Below are 14,528 nucleotides of genomic sequence, written 5' to 3'. Positions count from 1 at the left end.
CCCTCGCCGTATGGAATCTCGGCTGCGCTCCGTAGGAGTCGTCCTGGCAGGCGGTGTGGGCCGGCGTATCGGGCTCGACACGCCGAAGCAGCTCATCAAGATCGCCGGCAGGACGATTTTGGAGCACACGCTCGCCCTGTTCAACGGCTCACCCGAGATCGACGAGATCGTGGTGCTGATGGCCCCGGGCTTCGCCGACACGGTCGGGGAGATCGTGGAGAAGGGCGGTTTCGACAAGGTCAGCCAGATCGTCGAGGGCGGCGCGAGCCGTACGGAGAGCACGTGGCGCGCGCTCAAGGCGCTGGGCCCGCAGGAGTGCAACGTGCTCCTGCACGACGCTGTACGGCCCCTCCTGGAGCCCCGGATCATCACGGAGTGTGTCAGGGCTCTGCGGACGTATTCGGCCGTGGAGGTGGCGATCCCGAGCTCTGACACCATCCTGGTGGCCGCTCCCGGACCAGGTGGCGACATCATCCACGACATTCCCGACAGATCATGGCTGCGGCGGGCCCAGACACCGCAGTGCTTCCGCCTGTCGCTGATCCGCGAGGCGTACGAGCTGGCCTTCGCCGACCCCGACTTCGATCAGCGGCCGGCCACCGACGACTGTGGCGTGCTGCTGCGCTACCTGCCCGACGTCCCGATCTACATCGTGCCGGGCAGCGAGCAGAACATGAAGATCACGCACCCGGTCGACGTGTACATCGCCGACAAGCTCCTCCAGCTCGCCGGCGCCGGCGCGCCCCGCCCGGACGCGCGGGACTACCGCGAGGCACTCGACGGCCGGACCCTGGTGGTCTTCGACGGCGGCCAGGGCATCGGCGCCGACGTCGTCGAGCTCGCCGCCGGCCACGGCGCCCGCGTGCACTCCTTCTCGCGCGCCCAGAACGGGGTGCGGGTGGAGGACTACGACTCGGTGGTCAAGGCGCTGGCGCAGGTGGGCCGGATCGACTTCGTGGTCAACACCCCGGGCGCGCCGCACACGGGCAGGCTCGCCGAGGTCACCCACGAGACCATCGCCGAGACCGTGGGCCTCGACTACCTGGGCCCGGTCAACGTGGCCCGCGCCGCCTACCCGCACCTGCGCGAGAGCGCGGGCCGCCTGCTGCTCTGCACCGGGGGCCGGGCCGGCCACAGCCTCGGCTCCTCGACGGAGGCCGCCGTCGTCGACCTCACGCGGGCGCTGGCCGACGAGTGGGCCGACGACGGCATCCGGGTCAACTGCGTCAAGCTCGGCCCGCTCTCGCCGAGTGCGATCGCTCGGACCGCACTCGACGTCCTCGTCTCCGACCTGACCGGGCAGGTGATAGACGTACGCGCGGACGGGGCTTGACCCGCCGCGCGATGGTCAGGCTCAGCGCGCCGGTCGAGCGAGTCTGCGGGGGCTCGTGAGGAACCCCCAGCCCCAGGACATGTGCATGGCGGCGTACACGATCGGCAGCCTGGTCTTGGCCGATGCCGGCAGTCCGCTGCCCGTCAGCGCCGACCCGGCCACGATCGCGAGGGCGTAGCCGCCGGGCACGATCAGCGTGAGCGGGAAGAACGGTGAGACGACCAGGCCCAGCAGGATCGCCAGCACCGCGGCGGGCGGCGCCAGGTAGCGCAGGTTGATCGTGCCCTCGTGGGTGCGCGAGACCACCCGGCGCCAGCGCCCGTAGTGGAAGTACTGTCTGGCCAGCGCCTTCACGTTGGGACGCGGGCGATAGGAGACCCGCATGCGCGGCTGGAACCAGACCAGTCCGCCGGTCTGGCGGATCCGGTGGTTCATCTCCCAGTCCTGGGCCCGCTGGAAGTGCTCGTCATAACCGCCGACCCGCTCGAGCGCCGCGCGCCTGAACACCCCCAGGTAGACGGTGTCGGCGGGACCCGCCGTGCCGCCCACGTGGAAGGCGGCCGCGCCCACGCCGATCTTGGAGGTCATCGCGCATGCGACGGCCTTCTCGAACGGCGTGATGCCCTCGGCCGCCATGACGCCGCCGACGTTGTCGGCGCCCGTCTCCCTCAGCGTCTCCACGGCGACGCGCAGGTAGTCGGAGGGCAGCATGGCGTGCCCGTCGACCCTGGCGATGATGCCGTTGCGGGAGGCGGCGATGGCGGCGTTGAGCGCGTTGGGCGTGCGGCCCGTGGGGTTGGGCACCACGGTCACGCGTCGGTCGGCCGCCGCTATGGCGTCGGCGACCTCTTGGGTACGGTCATGTGAGGGCCCCACGGCGAGAACGACTTCGATCTCACCTGGGTAGCTCTGGGCGAGGACCATGTCTACGGCCTCGCGTAGATGCCGCTCCTCGTTGAGGACCGGCATGACGACGGAGATGGGCGGCCAGCCGTGCGTCTCCGCTGGCGCGTGCGGCGAGTCGGGGAACTGCTTCATGGCGGGGCTCACGCTACTGTACGAGCAGGGGAAGACGGCAATCCCGCGGTGGCACGAGGGGAGCAGGGCATGCGCGACCCGGGCGGGGAGGACGCTGGGGTGCACGTGGGCGGGGACGCGTACGGCGGCGTCAGGCTCGTGGACGGGCGCACGCGCAGGCCGCTCAAGAGCGCCAAGCGCCGGCGCCGGCACCTGATCCTCTCGGGAGTGCTGTCCGTGGGCGTCCTGGCCGGCACCGGCGTGGTGTGGGCGGCGCCGCAGCGGATCGGCACGATCGACGCGGGCGTCACCGAAACGGCCCCCCGCGGCGCCATGAACATCCTGCTCGTCGGCGTCGACAAGCGCGACGACCTCACCCGCAAGCAGCAGAACGAGCTCAAGCTGGGCCGCGAGGCCGGCCAGCGCACCGACACCATGATGGTGATCCACCTGTCGGAGGACCACACCAAGGTCACGGTCGTGAGCCTGCCCCGTGACACCTGGCTGACCATCCCCGGCAAGGGCGATCACAAGATCAACTCAGCGTACCAGTTCGGCGGCCCCAAGCTCGCCCGCCAGACCGTCGAGCAGGCCACCGGGCTGCAGATCAACCGCTACATCGAGGTCAACGTCCTCGGCTTCATCAACGTCGTCGACTCCCTCGGCGGCGTCACCGTCTGCACGCCCGTGCCGATCAACGACCCCAAGTCCGGGCTCAACCTCACCGCCGGCACCCACGAGCTGAGGGGCGCCCAGGCGCTCGGCTACGCCCGCACCCGGGCCACCGCCCGCTCCGACCTCGACCGGATCGGCCGGCAGCAGCAGGTCATCTCGGCGCTGCTGAACCGCGCGCTCAGCGCCGACACGCTGGCGAACCCGGCCCGGCTCACCTCGTTCGTCAACTCCACGCTCAGCACGATCAAGGTCGATCCCGACGACGACCTGATCGGCCTGGCCACCCAGCTCAGGGACGTCTCGCTGGACAACGTGAAGTTCGCCGACGTGCCGCTGTCCAACGTCGACTTCAAGGCGCCGACCGGCGAGTCCGCGGTGCTCTGGGACAAGCAGGCGGCCCGCGACATGTTCGCCAAGATCAAGGCCGACGAGGACCTGGCCAAGCCGAGCCCCAAGCCCAGCTCGTCCACTTCGGCCTCCGCCAAGCCGACCATCCCGCCGGAGCGGATCTCGCTCAAGGTGACCAACGGCACGCTCATCACGGGTCTCGGCGCCCGCACCAAGACGGCGCTGGTCGCCGCCGGGTTCCACGTGCCCGGCACGCCGGGCAACACCAAGCAGAAGGACTTCAAGAAGACGGTCGTCCGTTACGGTCCCGGCCGCGAAGACTCGGCGCGCACGGTCGCCGCCGCCATTCCCGGGGCCGAGCTCCGCCAGACCGACGCCGACGGCATCGAGGTCATCGTCGGCAGCGACCAGCCGAAGATCAGTAAAGTGAAGACCGCGACCACGCCAAGCGCTCAGCCCACCGTGTCCCCCACAACTAAAACCGCGACCCAGAACATATGTAAGAAATAGGCATATCTCTCTGCCCTTCGGGCACGTGACAGCCATGGTGGTCAGGTCGTGGCGAGAGGAACCCCTTACCGTATTGCACGCCGTCGGAGACCTTGACGTAGCAGGTGCTCCACGCCTCCAAGCCGCACTCGATCAGGTGCTGGCCTCCGTTGATCCGCCGAAACTCGTGCTGGACCTCACCGACGTGCCCTTCTGCGACTCCGTGGGGCTGGGTGTGCTGGTGTCCACCCTCAACCACGTGCAGCACGCGCACGGCAGGTTCATCCTGGTCCTCGCGCCCGGCATGATCAGCCATCTGCTGACGATCACGAACCTCGACCGGCACTTCGAGACGAGTTCGTCACTGCTGGACGCGCGGACGGCGCTCGGGGCGGCGGCCTGAGATCGAGTAATCGCCGGAGTTGTGCTAAACGATGTCCATGGCATTGCCCAAAACATTCGTGGCACGTCTTACGGCAGTCTCGTAGGGAGAGCCCGCTCGTTCGTCCGCGGAGGCATTTCACGTTGTTCGATCAGTTCCCCGAACCTGCTCGATCCCAGCTCGCCGGCGCCTTCGAAGAAGGCAGGACGCGGCCGGAGTGGTGTTTCACCGAAGGCCAGGCCCGGCTCGCGTTCTGGGCGCCCTTCCGGGGCGCGGATCCGGTGATCACCTGGCAGTTCGAGCCCGGCCCCGACCCCGCCCTCGCCGCCGGCCTGCTGCGCCGAGGCCTGGCAGAGATGGGCCTGGACAAGATAATCCACGACATCTCCCTCAAACCCGGCCTCACCCCGGTCATCGACCGAGCCGTCGAACACCAGGCCCTGCTCGGCGCCGGGTTCGCGATGGAGGTCGAGCGGCTCATGCTCGAATGGCGGGCCGGAAGCGACGTCCCGGTCGATCCAGGCCGGCTGACCTACCGCCCCGCCCGCGGCCTCGACGCCGACTCCGTACTCGATGTGCTGGTACGCATCTCAGAGGGGTCGCTCGACTACGACACGCAGGTGGAGGTGGCCACGGCCGGTGCCGAGCACGAGGCGCGGTGGATGTACGACGACCTGATCAACCGCAAGGGGAAGCCTGACTGGTTCGTCGTCGGCTACCTGGGCGATTCGCCCGTGGGGCTGGTGGCGCCGGATGATCATTCCATCGCGTACATCGGCGTGGTGCCCGAGCACCGGGGCCACGGCTACGTCAACGACCTGCTGGCCAGGGGCACCGCGACGCTGGCCGAGACGGGGCTCGAACGGATCGTGGCGGCCACGGACGTGGGCAACGCGCCCACGGCGAACGCGTTCCTGCGGGCGGGCTACTCGGAGGTCGGGCGGCTTTTCCGCTATTACTGGAGGGCCGTTTGAGGCTTTTTTGGAGGGCATCATGAGGCTTGGCGTCATGTTCGACCGCGACCTGCAGCCCGAGCAGCTGGTCCCCTTCGCCAGGGAGCTCGACGGCACGGCGGTGGACGACCTGTGGGTGGTGGAGGACCTGGGCTGGACGGGCGCCATCTCCTCGGCCGCCACGGCCCTGGCGGTCACCTCCCGCCTGCGGGTGGGCCTCGGCATCACCCCCGCTCCCCTGCGCAACCCGATGCTCCTGGCCATGGAGCTGGCCAACCTGGCCCGCCTCCACCCGGGCCGCCTCGCGGCCGGCATCGGCCACGGCGTCCAGGACTGGATGCGCCAGATAGGGGCCGCGGTCCCGTCGCCGCTGGCGCTCCTGGAAGAGACGATCACCTCTGTCCGCGGCCTGCTCCGCGGCGAGACGGTGACCCTGCACGGACGCTACGTACACCTGGACGGTGTCTCCCTGGTCCACCCGCCCGCCGAGCCGCCTCCCGTGCTGGCGGGCGTCCTCAACCCCCGTTCCCTCGCCCTGTCGGGCCGGGTGGCCCAGGGCACGATCCTTCCGGAAGGCTTCGGCGCCGCGCGTTTCCCCGCGCTCCTGGGCCACATCGGAACGCCGGCCGACCATGAAGTGGTGGCGTTCATCCACCTGTACATCGGCGCCGACGCCCGCGAGGCGACCTGGGACATCGCCGTGGAACACGCCAAGTTCCTCAAGGTGCGGCCCGAGGAGGTCGTCATGGCGACGGGCTCGGCCGAGGAGGCCGCCGAGCGGGTACGGGAGCTGTGGGCGGCGGGCGCGCAGACGGTGGCGGTACGACCTGTCGGCGCGGAACCGCTGCCACATGTGACGAAGCTCTTGGCGGCCTTGTAAGGCTTTCGCCGTCAGCTCTTGCCGAACTCCCCCTCCACCTGGCGCACGATCTCCTCGCTCCTGGGCAGATAGGCGGCGTAGAAGTCCTTGCCACACTCCAGGTCGTCGACCGCCGCCTTGATCTCCCTGTTCAGGTACTGCTTGGCGGTGTCCACCGGGATACGCGGCTCGTAGTACTGCCCGTCGGGCAGCTCTGTATCGGGAATGTCATCGTTCAGAGCGATCTGCTTCTTCTGGGCCTCGAACTCCTGCCCGCCGCGCCGGCTCATGTCCACCGGCCTGGCGGAGGTCACCTGGTGTCCCTTGCCCTTGAGGCAGTCACCCATGGCCGTGGCCAGCTCGACGAGCTTCGGGTCGGCGTTGAGGTCGCGGTCGAGCCTCTGGGCGATCATCTCGTTCTCCTGCTTGGCCCAGTCCTCGTCGGACGTGACGACCTTGCCGGTGACCTGCTTGAGCGCCTGCGATCTGCACGCGGTCAGCGCCTTGCCGTAGGCGGTCCGCTGGGTGGGCGACAGCTGGTTCTTGATGGTGAAGTTGGGGCTGTCCGTCTCGCGCCAGATGGCACGCTTCTCTCTTTGCTCGGGGTGGACGAAGTTGACGAAGACCCCGAACCCCTCCTGCGAGCGCTCCTTCTTCATCGCCTCGTAGTCGCCCAGATATGCCTGCTCAGCATCGTCGGGGCTTGCCACCTTCGGAACCCAGGCCACGTACTTGAAGCCGCGCTGCTTCATGCAGTCCGCCACGAGGGTCTGGATGCGCCGGGGGTTGTCCGCCTTGGTGCCGCTCACGACGACCGGGGCCCCCGCCGGGGAGGAGGCGCAGCCCGCGACGAGGATGAACCCCACGAAAGCCAGAGTGGATCTCCTGATCATGGCGACGGACGATACACCGTTTAACGAAGCATAGTCAACGCGTGTAGCCCTTGAAGGCAGCCGAACGGCGGATGCCCAATCAGTCGAACGGCCGATGGCGACACCCCGGCGCCGGGCCACGATCGCCACATGAGGCGAATCACGGCAACAACCACGGCACCCCTGACCGCCTTAGCGCTGGCGGGGCTGACCGGACTCACCGGATGCGCGGTGGAACTGGACGCCAAAGAGGTACACGCGGCCCAGTCCTTCCCGTACACCGGCCCCCGGCTCACCATCAAATCCTCCCTGGGCGGCCTCCGCATCATGCCCGGCACCGGCACAACCGTGCAGGTAGAACGCTGGCTCCGCGGCAAGGCGGCCCAAGACGGCAACGCATCCTGGTCCCTGAGGGACGGCACCCTCCGCCTGAGCGCCAACTGCACCGTGGTCTTCGGCGACTGCGGCGCCCGCTACCACATCAAGGTCCCACCGGGGATCCACCTCGCGGTAGACGGCGAGGACGACGGCATCATCCTCCAGAGCCTCACCCAGGACGTGGACGTCGCGAACGGCGGCTCCATCAAGGCGTACGACACCTCCGGCAAGCTGCGCCTCCTGAGCGACGACGCCACCATCACCGGCGAACGCCTCAAATCCCCCACGGTCCGCGTCCGCTCCAACACCGGAGCCATCAACCTGTCCTTCGCCGCACCCCCGTCCAGCCTGGATCTCCTGTCCAAGGACGGCCGGGTGACGGCGACCGTACCCGCCGGCGCTTACCAGGTCACGGTGCGGAGCAGGGACGGAGCCGAACGGTCGGAGATCAAGAGCACGAAGAGCGACCGGACCATCGTGGCGAAGAGCAACACCGGGGACGTACGAATCATCGCCAGGTAGGCAGTGCGACGCAGGGGATCAGGCCTGGTACAGGCGCTCCAGCCCGACGAGCATGGTCCGGGAGTCGCCATCGGCGTACGCCGTCAAGTCCTCCGTGAAACCACATCCCCCGTAACAGGCCAGAACCGTGTCACAAGTGTCATAACCCTTCTGATCCAGCAGCGTACGAGCCCTGGCCAGGCGTTCCAGGTGATGATGGCTCATTACCTCACCCCATTTGACCTCACCGAGCGACAGGATTCGCCGGGGCCGCCCAGGCTCTTGCGCGGCGAGAACCGCCACGTCGACCTCGATCTGGGTCCGTTTCGCGGGATCGCCCACCACTCCCGACCCGACCTCAGCCGGAAAACCGCCATACAGCGTTTCCCCCGTGTCCAGCGCGAAGTCCCGGCACAGGGATTCGAAGTGGGGACCCACGACCTGGGCGAGGAATGTCTGCCGCACGGATCCCCACACATTCTCCGCCCGGTGTATCTCCAGCTCCGACCAGCGCCGCCGCATGATGGCCTCATAGAACGTGATCAGCGGCTCCACGATGCGATAGCGGGACCGCCCAGACCTGAACAGGTCGGGCTCGCGCGCGACCAACGCACAGTCCTGCAGGACGTTCAGAGGGTGAGTGATCTGATCGGCCCTGCGTCCGACGTAATTGGCGATCCCTCCGTTCGTGGTGTTGCCGCCGGCGATGGCGGCCAGTACCGAGTGATACAGAGCGGGGTCGCGGATATCCGGTTCCTCCGCCAGCAGGTATCTCGCTTCGCGGAAGAGCGGCGTCTGCGGATTGAGAATCGTCCGGAGGACCCAGTCATCGAAATCCACCAGGTCCGCCGGCACGTCTCCCTGAGTGAACTCGTACCGGTAAGCCGGCGTCCCGCCCAGAATCGCGTGTACGAGCACGGCCAACCGCGGGTCCGAGATTCCCCAGAACTCCGCCGCGTCCCGATAGCGAAAGGGATGAATGACGAGTTCGAGCCCCGCTCTTCCACGCAACGGCGCCTGCCCCGCCAGCAAGCCGCCCATCACGGACATCGCCGACCCGCAGAGCACCAATCGCGCCGCACTGTCCCGCCCGCTGCCTCCCGGACCGAGTTCCCGCTGAATGATCGACGGCAGCGCCGGTGAGGTCCTGGACAGGAACGGGAACTCATCGATGACCACCGGCACCGGCCGGCCACGGAAGCTCTGGAACAGGTGAGCGATCGCGTCATTCCAATCCCGGAAGGGCGTATCGGGGATCTCGCAGGTGTGGCGCACCAGCGCATCGGCGAACAACCGGAGGGATTCGGCTTCGGTCGCCTCGGTTGCGGCGAAATACATCCCTCCCGTCGCCTCGGCCAAGGCTTGCAGCAGGAAGCTTTTCCCCTGCCGCCGACGCCCGCTGACCACGCCGAGGGCAGCACCGGCCAACGGCGTGGCCTTATCTCCGCCGGACACGAACCGGACGAGACCTTGCCACTCTCTCTCCCGGCCGAAGACCCGCTCTGGCTTTCCGATCACCGAGTCTCCCCAAACTTACAGAAGTGCACTTCCCGGAAGTGTACTTCTGCATATCGCCCGAACGCCGCCGACGCGCAGGAACGAACATCCTCGCCACGAACGCCCTCGTAACGAACATGTTCGTGATAGCTTGATGGCCATGAACTCGAACGATCGCGTTCAGACTCCCTGGCCACCGCACAGCGTCTCGGCGGTCGAGGTGGCAGCCAACTTCTCCGCGCCGGGCGCGTAGCGCATAGGAGCCCACCATGTCCTCACGTTCCATCGCCATCGTCGGCGCCGGCCTCAGCGGCCTGGTCCTGGCGCGCGTACTGCAGATGCACGGCATCGAGTCCACCGTGTACGAAGGCGAGGCTTCCCCCGATGCCCGCAGGCAGGGCGGCGTCCTCGACATGCACGAGGAGTCCGGGCAGTACGCGCTGCGCGAGGCCGGCCTCTACGAGCAGTTTCACCGGCTCACCCAGCCACAGGGCGAGACCATGCGCGTCCTGGACAAGGCGGGCACGGTCTTCATTCATCACGAGCCCGAGGGCGGCTACGGCGGCCGCCCCGAGATCGACCGGACCGCACTGCGCAACCTGCTCATCAAGTCCCTCGACCCCGGCCGCATCGTCTGGAACCACAAGGTCACCACGGCACGCACCCTCGACGACGGCCGACATGAGCTGACCTTCGCCGACGGCGGCAGCACCACCGTGGACCTGCTGGTCGGCGCGGACGGCACCTGGTCCAAGGTGCGTCCCCTGGTCTCGGCGGCCACCCCGCAATACGGCGGAATCTCCTACCTGGAGCTGCATCTGTCCGACGTCGAGGCACGCCACCCTGACCTGGCCGCCCTCGTGGGTCCCGGCAGCATGTTCGCCCTGTCCGACAACAAGGCCCTGATGGGCCACGGCGGCACCGACATCCACCTGGGCGCCTCGCTACGGGTGCCGCAGGACTGGGCGACCACCCGCGGCGTCGACTGGACCGACACGGCCGCCGCCCGTGAGGCCCTGCTCAAGGAGTTCGCCGACTGGAGCCCCGAGCTGACCGACCTCATCCGCAAATGCGATGACACGATCACCCCGCGACTCATCTACACCCTGCCGACCGGCCACTCCTGGCCCCGCATCCCCGGCGTGACCCTGGTCGGCGACGCCGCGCATGTGATGTCGCCGTTCGCCGGCGAGGGAGCCAACCTCGCCCTGCTCGACGGAACCGAGCTGGCGCTGGCCATCGTCGCGCACGGGGACGACGTGGAGGCCGCGCTGGCCCAGTACGAGACGGCCATGTTCCCGCGCGCCGCAGCCGCGGCTGAAATGTCCGCCCAAGGGCTGGACATGTGCTTCGCCCCGGACTCGCCACGCGCCGTGGTCGACTTCTTCTCCGGCGCCGGCGCACCCGTGGAGCGCTGAGTCGGCCGCCGACTCGCCTCCGACGAATATCTGAGGGCCTGGCTTGACATGATCGCGTAACGAGCGATAGACGCGTCGCTGGTGTCCTCGAAATCCTCCGCGCCTGCCTTATGCACTCTGGCGATCCTGATGCCGCTGGCTCCCGCCGTTATCGTGCCCAAAGCCGCGAACGTCGTCATCGGTACGATCGTCGCCGCGCTCCTGATCGTGCCCGTCGTACTGCTGCGCCACCGGCGGTGGGCTTCGCGGCTGGGTGCCGCGCTACTTGCCCTGCTCGCCGTGGCCGCCGCCATGCCGCCAATCACCGGGCTCGGTAAGCCGAGCGAGGAGGAGATCCAGCGTTATCTCGCGATCCAGAACGCCAGTGGCGGACCGGCCGACATCAACGCCGGGGCGCCGCAGTTCCTGCCCTGGGACGACAACGACCTGCTGCTGCTCGCCATCGCCTGCCTTGCCGCAGCGGCGCTACTGCTGGCGCTCGACCGGACCGTCCACCGGGAGGAGCCGCGTGAGCTTCTTCCGCTGCGCTGGCGGTGGCCGCTGGTCATGTGGGGCATCGCCCTGGTGCTGGTGAGCATTCCCCAGACGATGTTCCTGACGGCCCTCGCCGACGGGTCGATCGAGTACTCGATCATGATCATGGACGGCGACTGTGTCGGCGGAATGGGGGAGATCCTGTACGGCCCGGCGACGGCCGTTCTGATCCTGATCCCGCAGCCGATCGTGGTCGCGGTGGGCTTCGGGCTGTGGGCACTGCTGGCCCGCACGGGCCACCGGCCGCTGGGCCGGGTGGTGGGCTGGCTGACAGTGGTGCCCCTGGTGGTCAGGGACATGATGATGAACTGGATGCCCGCACTCGGGTGCGCGGAGTCCTCGGAAGAGGCGACCAATCCGATCACGCTCACGTGGGCGCTGTACACGCTCCTTCCCGTCGTCCTGATCGTGCTGGCGGTACGGGTGCACCGAGCCCTCGCCCCCGAGGAGAAAGATCAGCCGGCCGCCCGCTGGAGCTGATGTGGCATGTTCCAGCCACGGCTATGAGACGCGATCATGCCTCTGAGTCGTCCGCACAGATCACGGAACACCGACGGAACGCGGCCCGTTCCACGGGGCTCGGGCATCGCGCGAAACCCGGCAGCGCGCCCTCACGTTCCAGGTTTCCGCACGTCAACCAGCTACTTGAGGAGTTGCCGGGCCATCACCATGCGCTGGATCTGGTTGGTGCCCTCGTAGATCTGGGTGATCTTGGCGTCGCGCATCATCCGCTCCACCGGGAAGTCCCGCGTGTACCCGTACCCGCCCAGCAACTGCACCGCATCCGTGGTGATCTCCATCGCCGCGTCCGACGCGGCGCACTTGGCGGCGCTGGACAGGAACGTGAGGTCCTTCTGCGGCTGCCCGTGCATGGCCAGTTCCGACTTGGCCGCCGCGTGGTACGTCAGTTGCCGAGCGGCCTCCAGCTTCATCGCCATGTCCGCGACCATGAACTGCAGCCCCTGGAAGTCCGCGATCGGCCGTCCGAACTGCTTCCGCTCCTTGACGTACCCGATGGCGTAGTCCAGCGCTCCCTGAGCGATGCCGAGGGCCTGGGCGGCGATGGTGATGCGGGTGTGGTCGAGCGTCGCCAGGGCGGTCTTGAAGCCGGTGCCCGGGTCGCCGATCATGCGGGAGGCAGGGATGCGGACGTTCTCCAGGATCACCTGGCGGGTGGGCGAGCCCTTGATCCCGAGCTTCCGCTCCTTCGGCCCGAAAGAGACGCCTTCGTCGGACTTTTCCACGACAAAAGCGGAGATGCCGCGAGGGCCGGCCGAGGGGTCCGTTACCGCCATCAGCGTGTAGTACTCCGACACACCCGCGTTGGTGATCCACATTTTCGTGCCGTTGAGCACGTAATCGTCACCGTCCAGCACGGCCCGGGTCCGCATGGCCGCGGCGTCCGAGCCGGCCTCACCCTCCGAGAGCGCGTACGAGAACATCGCGTCCCCACGGGCCACCGGCGCCAGATAGCGAGCCTTGAGGTCGGCCGACGCCGACAGCAGCAGGGGCACCGTGCCGAGCTTGTTCACCGCCGGGATGAGCGAGGACGACGCGCAGGCGCGGGCCACCTCCTCGATCACGATCACGGTGGCCAGCGCGTCGGCCCCGGCGCCCCCGTACTCCTCCGGCACATGAACGGCGTGCAGGTCAGCGGCCACAAGCGCCTTGTAGACGTCCCAAGGAAACTCCTCGGTCTCGTCCGTCTCCGCGGCGCGCGGGGCGATCTTCTCGTCGGCGAGGGCCCGAATCGTCTCCCGGAGCATGTCGTGCTCTTCGGCGGGCGCGTAGAGAGGGAAGTCCATGGGCGAATACTAGGACGTCCGACCATCTTGTTACCAGTCGGTACAGTTTGCGGTAATGCCCAGGTGGCACAGAACGAGGTAGCGAAGGCCGGTAGCATGCCTGGCACTCGAAAGGAGCTCTCTCGTGCCATATCGCCTCACGGTGATCGGGACCGGATACCTGGGCATCACGCATGCGTCCTGCATGGCGGATCTCGGATTCGACGTCCTGGGCCTCGATATAGACGCCGACAAAGTTCGCCGGCTCAACAGCGGTGAGCTCCCGATCCACGAACCGGGGCTCGAACCGGTGCTACGCCGCGGACTCGACTCGGGCCGCCTTCGCTTCACCACGTCGTACGAGGAGGCGGCGGCCTTCGGCGACGTGCACTTCGTCTGCGTGGGCACGCCGCAGAAGCGCGGCGAGTACGCCGCCGACGTCTCCTACATGGACAGCGCCATCGAGTCGCTGGCTCCGCACCTCGACCGCGAGTGCCTGGTGGTCGGCAAGTCGACGGTGCCGGTGGGCACCGCGGAGCGGCTCGCCGACCTGCTGGCCCGGCTCGCCCCGGCCGGCGTCGAGGTCGAGCTCGCCTGGAACCCCGAGTTCCTGCGCGAAGGCTACGCCGTAGAGGACACGCTCAAGCCGGACCGCATCGTGATCGGCGTGCGTTCGGAGCGGGCGGAGAAGGTGCTGCGCGAGGTGTACCAGCCGCTCGGGGACATCCCGATGGTGGTCACCGACTTCGCGACGTCCGAGCTGGTCAAGACGGCCGCCAACGCGTTCCTCGCCACCAAGATCTCCTTCATCAACGCGATGGCCGAGGTCTGCGAGGCCGCTCACGCCGACGTCACGCAGTTGTCGAAGGCGCTGTCGTACGACGACCGCATCGGCGGCCGGTTCCTCAACGCCGGGCTCGGGTTCGGCGGCGGCTGCCTGCCCAAGGACATCCGCGCGTTCATGGCGCGCGCGGGCGAGCTGGGGGCCGACCAGGCGCTGACGTTCCTGCGCGAGGTCGACGCGATCAACATGCGCCGCCGGGCCCGCATGGTCGACCTGGCCCGCGAGCTGGCGGGCGGTTCGTTCCACGGCTGTACGGTCGGCGTGCTCGGCGCCGCCTTCAAGCCGAACTCCGACGACATCCGCGACTCCCCCGCACTCGACGTGGCGGCCACCATCGGCGCCCAGGGCGGCCAGGTGACCGTGTACGACCCGATCGCCCTGGGTAACGCCCGAAAGGCGCACCCCGAGCTGCACTACGGCGAGTCGGCGCTTGAGGCCGTCACGGGGGCACATGTGGTGCTGCTGCTGACGGAATGGCCGGAGTTCGTCGACCTGGACCCGGAGGAGCTCGGCAAGGTGGTCGCGGCCCGCCGCATCGTCGACGGCCGCAACGCCCTGAACACCGAAACCTGGCGCTCCGCAGGCTGGCACTACCGCGCGCTGGGCCGCCCCTGAAAACCCGCGTCCGTCGGGATGGGTCGTTA

The 14,528-nt window shown here is 68.3% G+C and carries 13 protein-coding genes; 9 read left to right on the top strand and 4 right to left on the bottom strand.

The genetic code is table 11. From position 1 onward, the window contains the following. Positions 1-10: 10 nt before the first annotated feature. Positions 11-1,333 (top strand): bifunctional cytidylyltransferase/SDR family oxidoreductase, encoded by a 1,323-nt coding sequence (locus KLK06_RS01785; RefSeq protein ID WP_214633472.1) that lies wholly within the window; start codon positions 11-13, stop codon positions 1,331-1,333. Positions 1,334-1,354: 21 nt separating this feature from the next. Here KLK06_RS01785 and KLK06_RS01780 read toward each other — a convergent pair whose 3' ends face one another. Further along, a complete protein-coding gene (locus KLK06_RS01780; RefSeq protein WP_214633471.1) occupies positions 1,355-2,371 on the bottom strand; it encodes a glycosyltransferase family 2 protein in 1,017 nt (338 codons plus the stop codon). A 69-nt stretch (positions 2,372-2,440) separates the two neighbouring features. Between KLK06_RS01780 and KLK06_RS01775 the strand changes: the two genes are divergently transcribed. From KLK06_RS01775 to KLK06_RS01760, 4 genes are all read left to right on the top strand, one after another. Next, positions 2,441-3,883 carry an LCP family protein gene (locus tag KLK06_RS01775; protein ID WP_214633470.1) on the top strand — a complete coding sequence of 481 codons (1,443 nt, stop codon included), beginning with the start codon at positions 2,441-2,443 and terminating at the stop codon, positions 3,881-3,883. Positions 3,884-3,917: 34 nt separating this feature from the next. Then, positions 3,918-4,265, top strand: coding sequence for an STAS domain-containing protein (locus KLK06_RS01770; protein WP_214633915.1), 348 nt, complete (start codon positions 3,918-3,920; stop codon positions 4,263-4,265). 122 nt (positions 4,266-4,387) lie between these two features. Continuing rightward, positions 4,388-5,218, top strand: a complete 831-nt coding sequence (locus KLK06_RS01765) for a GNAT family N-acetyltransferase (RefSeq protein WP_214633469.1) — start codon at positions 4,388-4,390, stop codon at positions 5,216-5,218. A 19-nt stretch (positions 5,219-5,237) separates the two neighbouring features. Next, positions 5,238-6,077 (top strand): LLM class flavin-dependent oxidoreductase, encoded by an 840-nt coding sequence (locus KLK06_RS01760; RefSeq protein ID WP_250904739.1) that lies wholly within the window; start codon positions 5,238-5,240, stop codon positions 6,075-6,077. Positions 6,078-6,088: 11 nt separating this feature from the next. Here the strand turns inward: KLK06_RS01760 and KLK06_RS01755 are convergent, their stop codons facing one another. Next, entirely contained in the window at positions 6,089-6,949 is an 861-nt protein-coding gene (locus tag KLK06_RS01755) for a hypothetical protein (RefSeq protein ID WP_214633468.1), read from the bottom strand. Positions 6,950-7,078: 129 nt separating this feature from the next. Between KLK06_RS01755 and KLK06_RS01750 the strand changes: the two genes are divergently transcribed. Further along, the gene (locus KLK06_RS01750) at positions 7,079-7,828 is read left to right on the top strand and encodes a hypothetical protein (RefSeq protein ID WP_214633467.1); all 750 of its coding nucleotides are present in this window, start codon (positions 7,079-7,081) and stop codon (positions 7,826-7,828) included. Between the two features lie 18 nt (positions 7,829-7,846). Here KLK06_RS01750 and KLK06_RS01745 read toward each other — a convergent pair whose 3' ends face one another. Next, complete coding sequence (locus tag KLK06_RS01745; protein WP_214633466.1) at positions 7,847-9,325, bottom strand: ATP-binding protein; 1,479 nt, start codon at positions 9,323-9,325, stop codon at positions 7,847-7,849. 248 nt (positions 9,326-9,573) lie between these two features. Here KLK06_RS01745 and KLK06_RS01740 point away from each other — a divergent pair, with 248 nt between their 5' ends. Together KLK06_RS01740 and KLK06_RS01735 are read left to right on the top strand one after the other, a co-directional pair. Then, complete coding sequence (locus tag KLK06_RS01740; RefSeq protein ID WP_214633465.1) at positions 9,574-10,722, top strand: NAD(P)/FAD-dependent oxidoreductase; 1,149 nt, start codon at positions 9,574-9,576, stop codon at positions 10,720-10,722. Positions 10,723-10,851: 129 nt separating this feature from the next. After that, on the top strand, positions 10,852-11,736 hold the full coding sequence (locus KLK06_RS01735) for a hypothetical protein (RefSeq protein WP_214633464.1): 885 nt from the start codon (positions 10,852-10,854) through the stop codon (positions 11,734-11,736). Positions 11,737-11,897: 161 nt separating this feature from the next. Here KLK06_RS01735 and KLK06_RS01730 read toward each other — a convergent pair whose 3' ends face one another. Next, entirely contained in the window at positions 11,898-13,061 is a 1,164-nt protein-coding gene (locus KLK06_RS01730) for an acyl-CoA dehydrogenase family protein (RefSeq protein ID WP_214633463.1), read from the bottom strand. Between the two features lie 124 nt (positions 13,062-13,185). On the opposite strand from KLK06_RS01730, the gene KLK06_RS01725 reads away from it, so the two are divergent. Continuing rightward, positions 13,186-14,499 (top strand): UDP-glucose/GDP-mannose dehydrogenase family protein, encoded by a 1,314-nt coding sequence (locus KLK06_RS01725; protein WP_214633462.1) that lies wholly within the window; start codon positions 13,186-13,188, stop codon positions 14,497-14,499. The last annotated feature ends 29 nt before the right edge of the window (positions 14,500-14,528 follow it).

Origin of the sequence: Nonomuraea sp. NEAU-A123 (genome assembly GCF_018603905.1) — a bacterium.
In the GTDB taxonomy this organism is placed as follows: domain Bacteria; phylum Actinomycetota; class Actinomycetes; order Streptosporangiales; family Streptosporangiaceae; genus Nonomuraea.
Note: the sequence above shows the minus strand (reverse complement) of the source record. Positions and strands in the feature narration are given on the sequence as shown.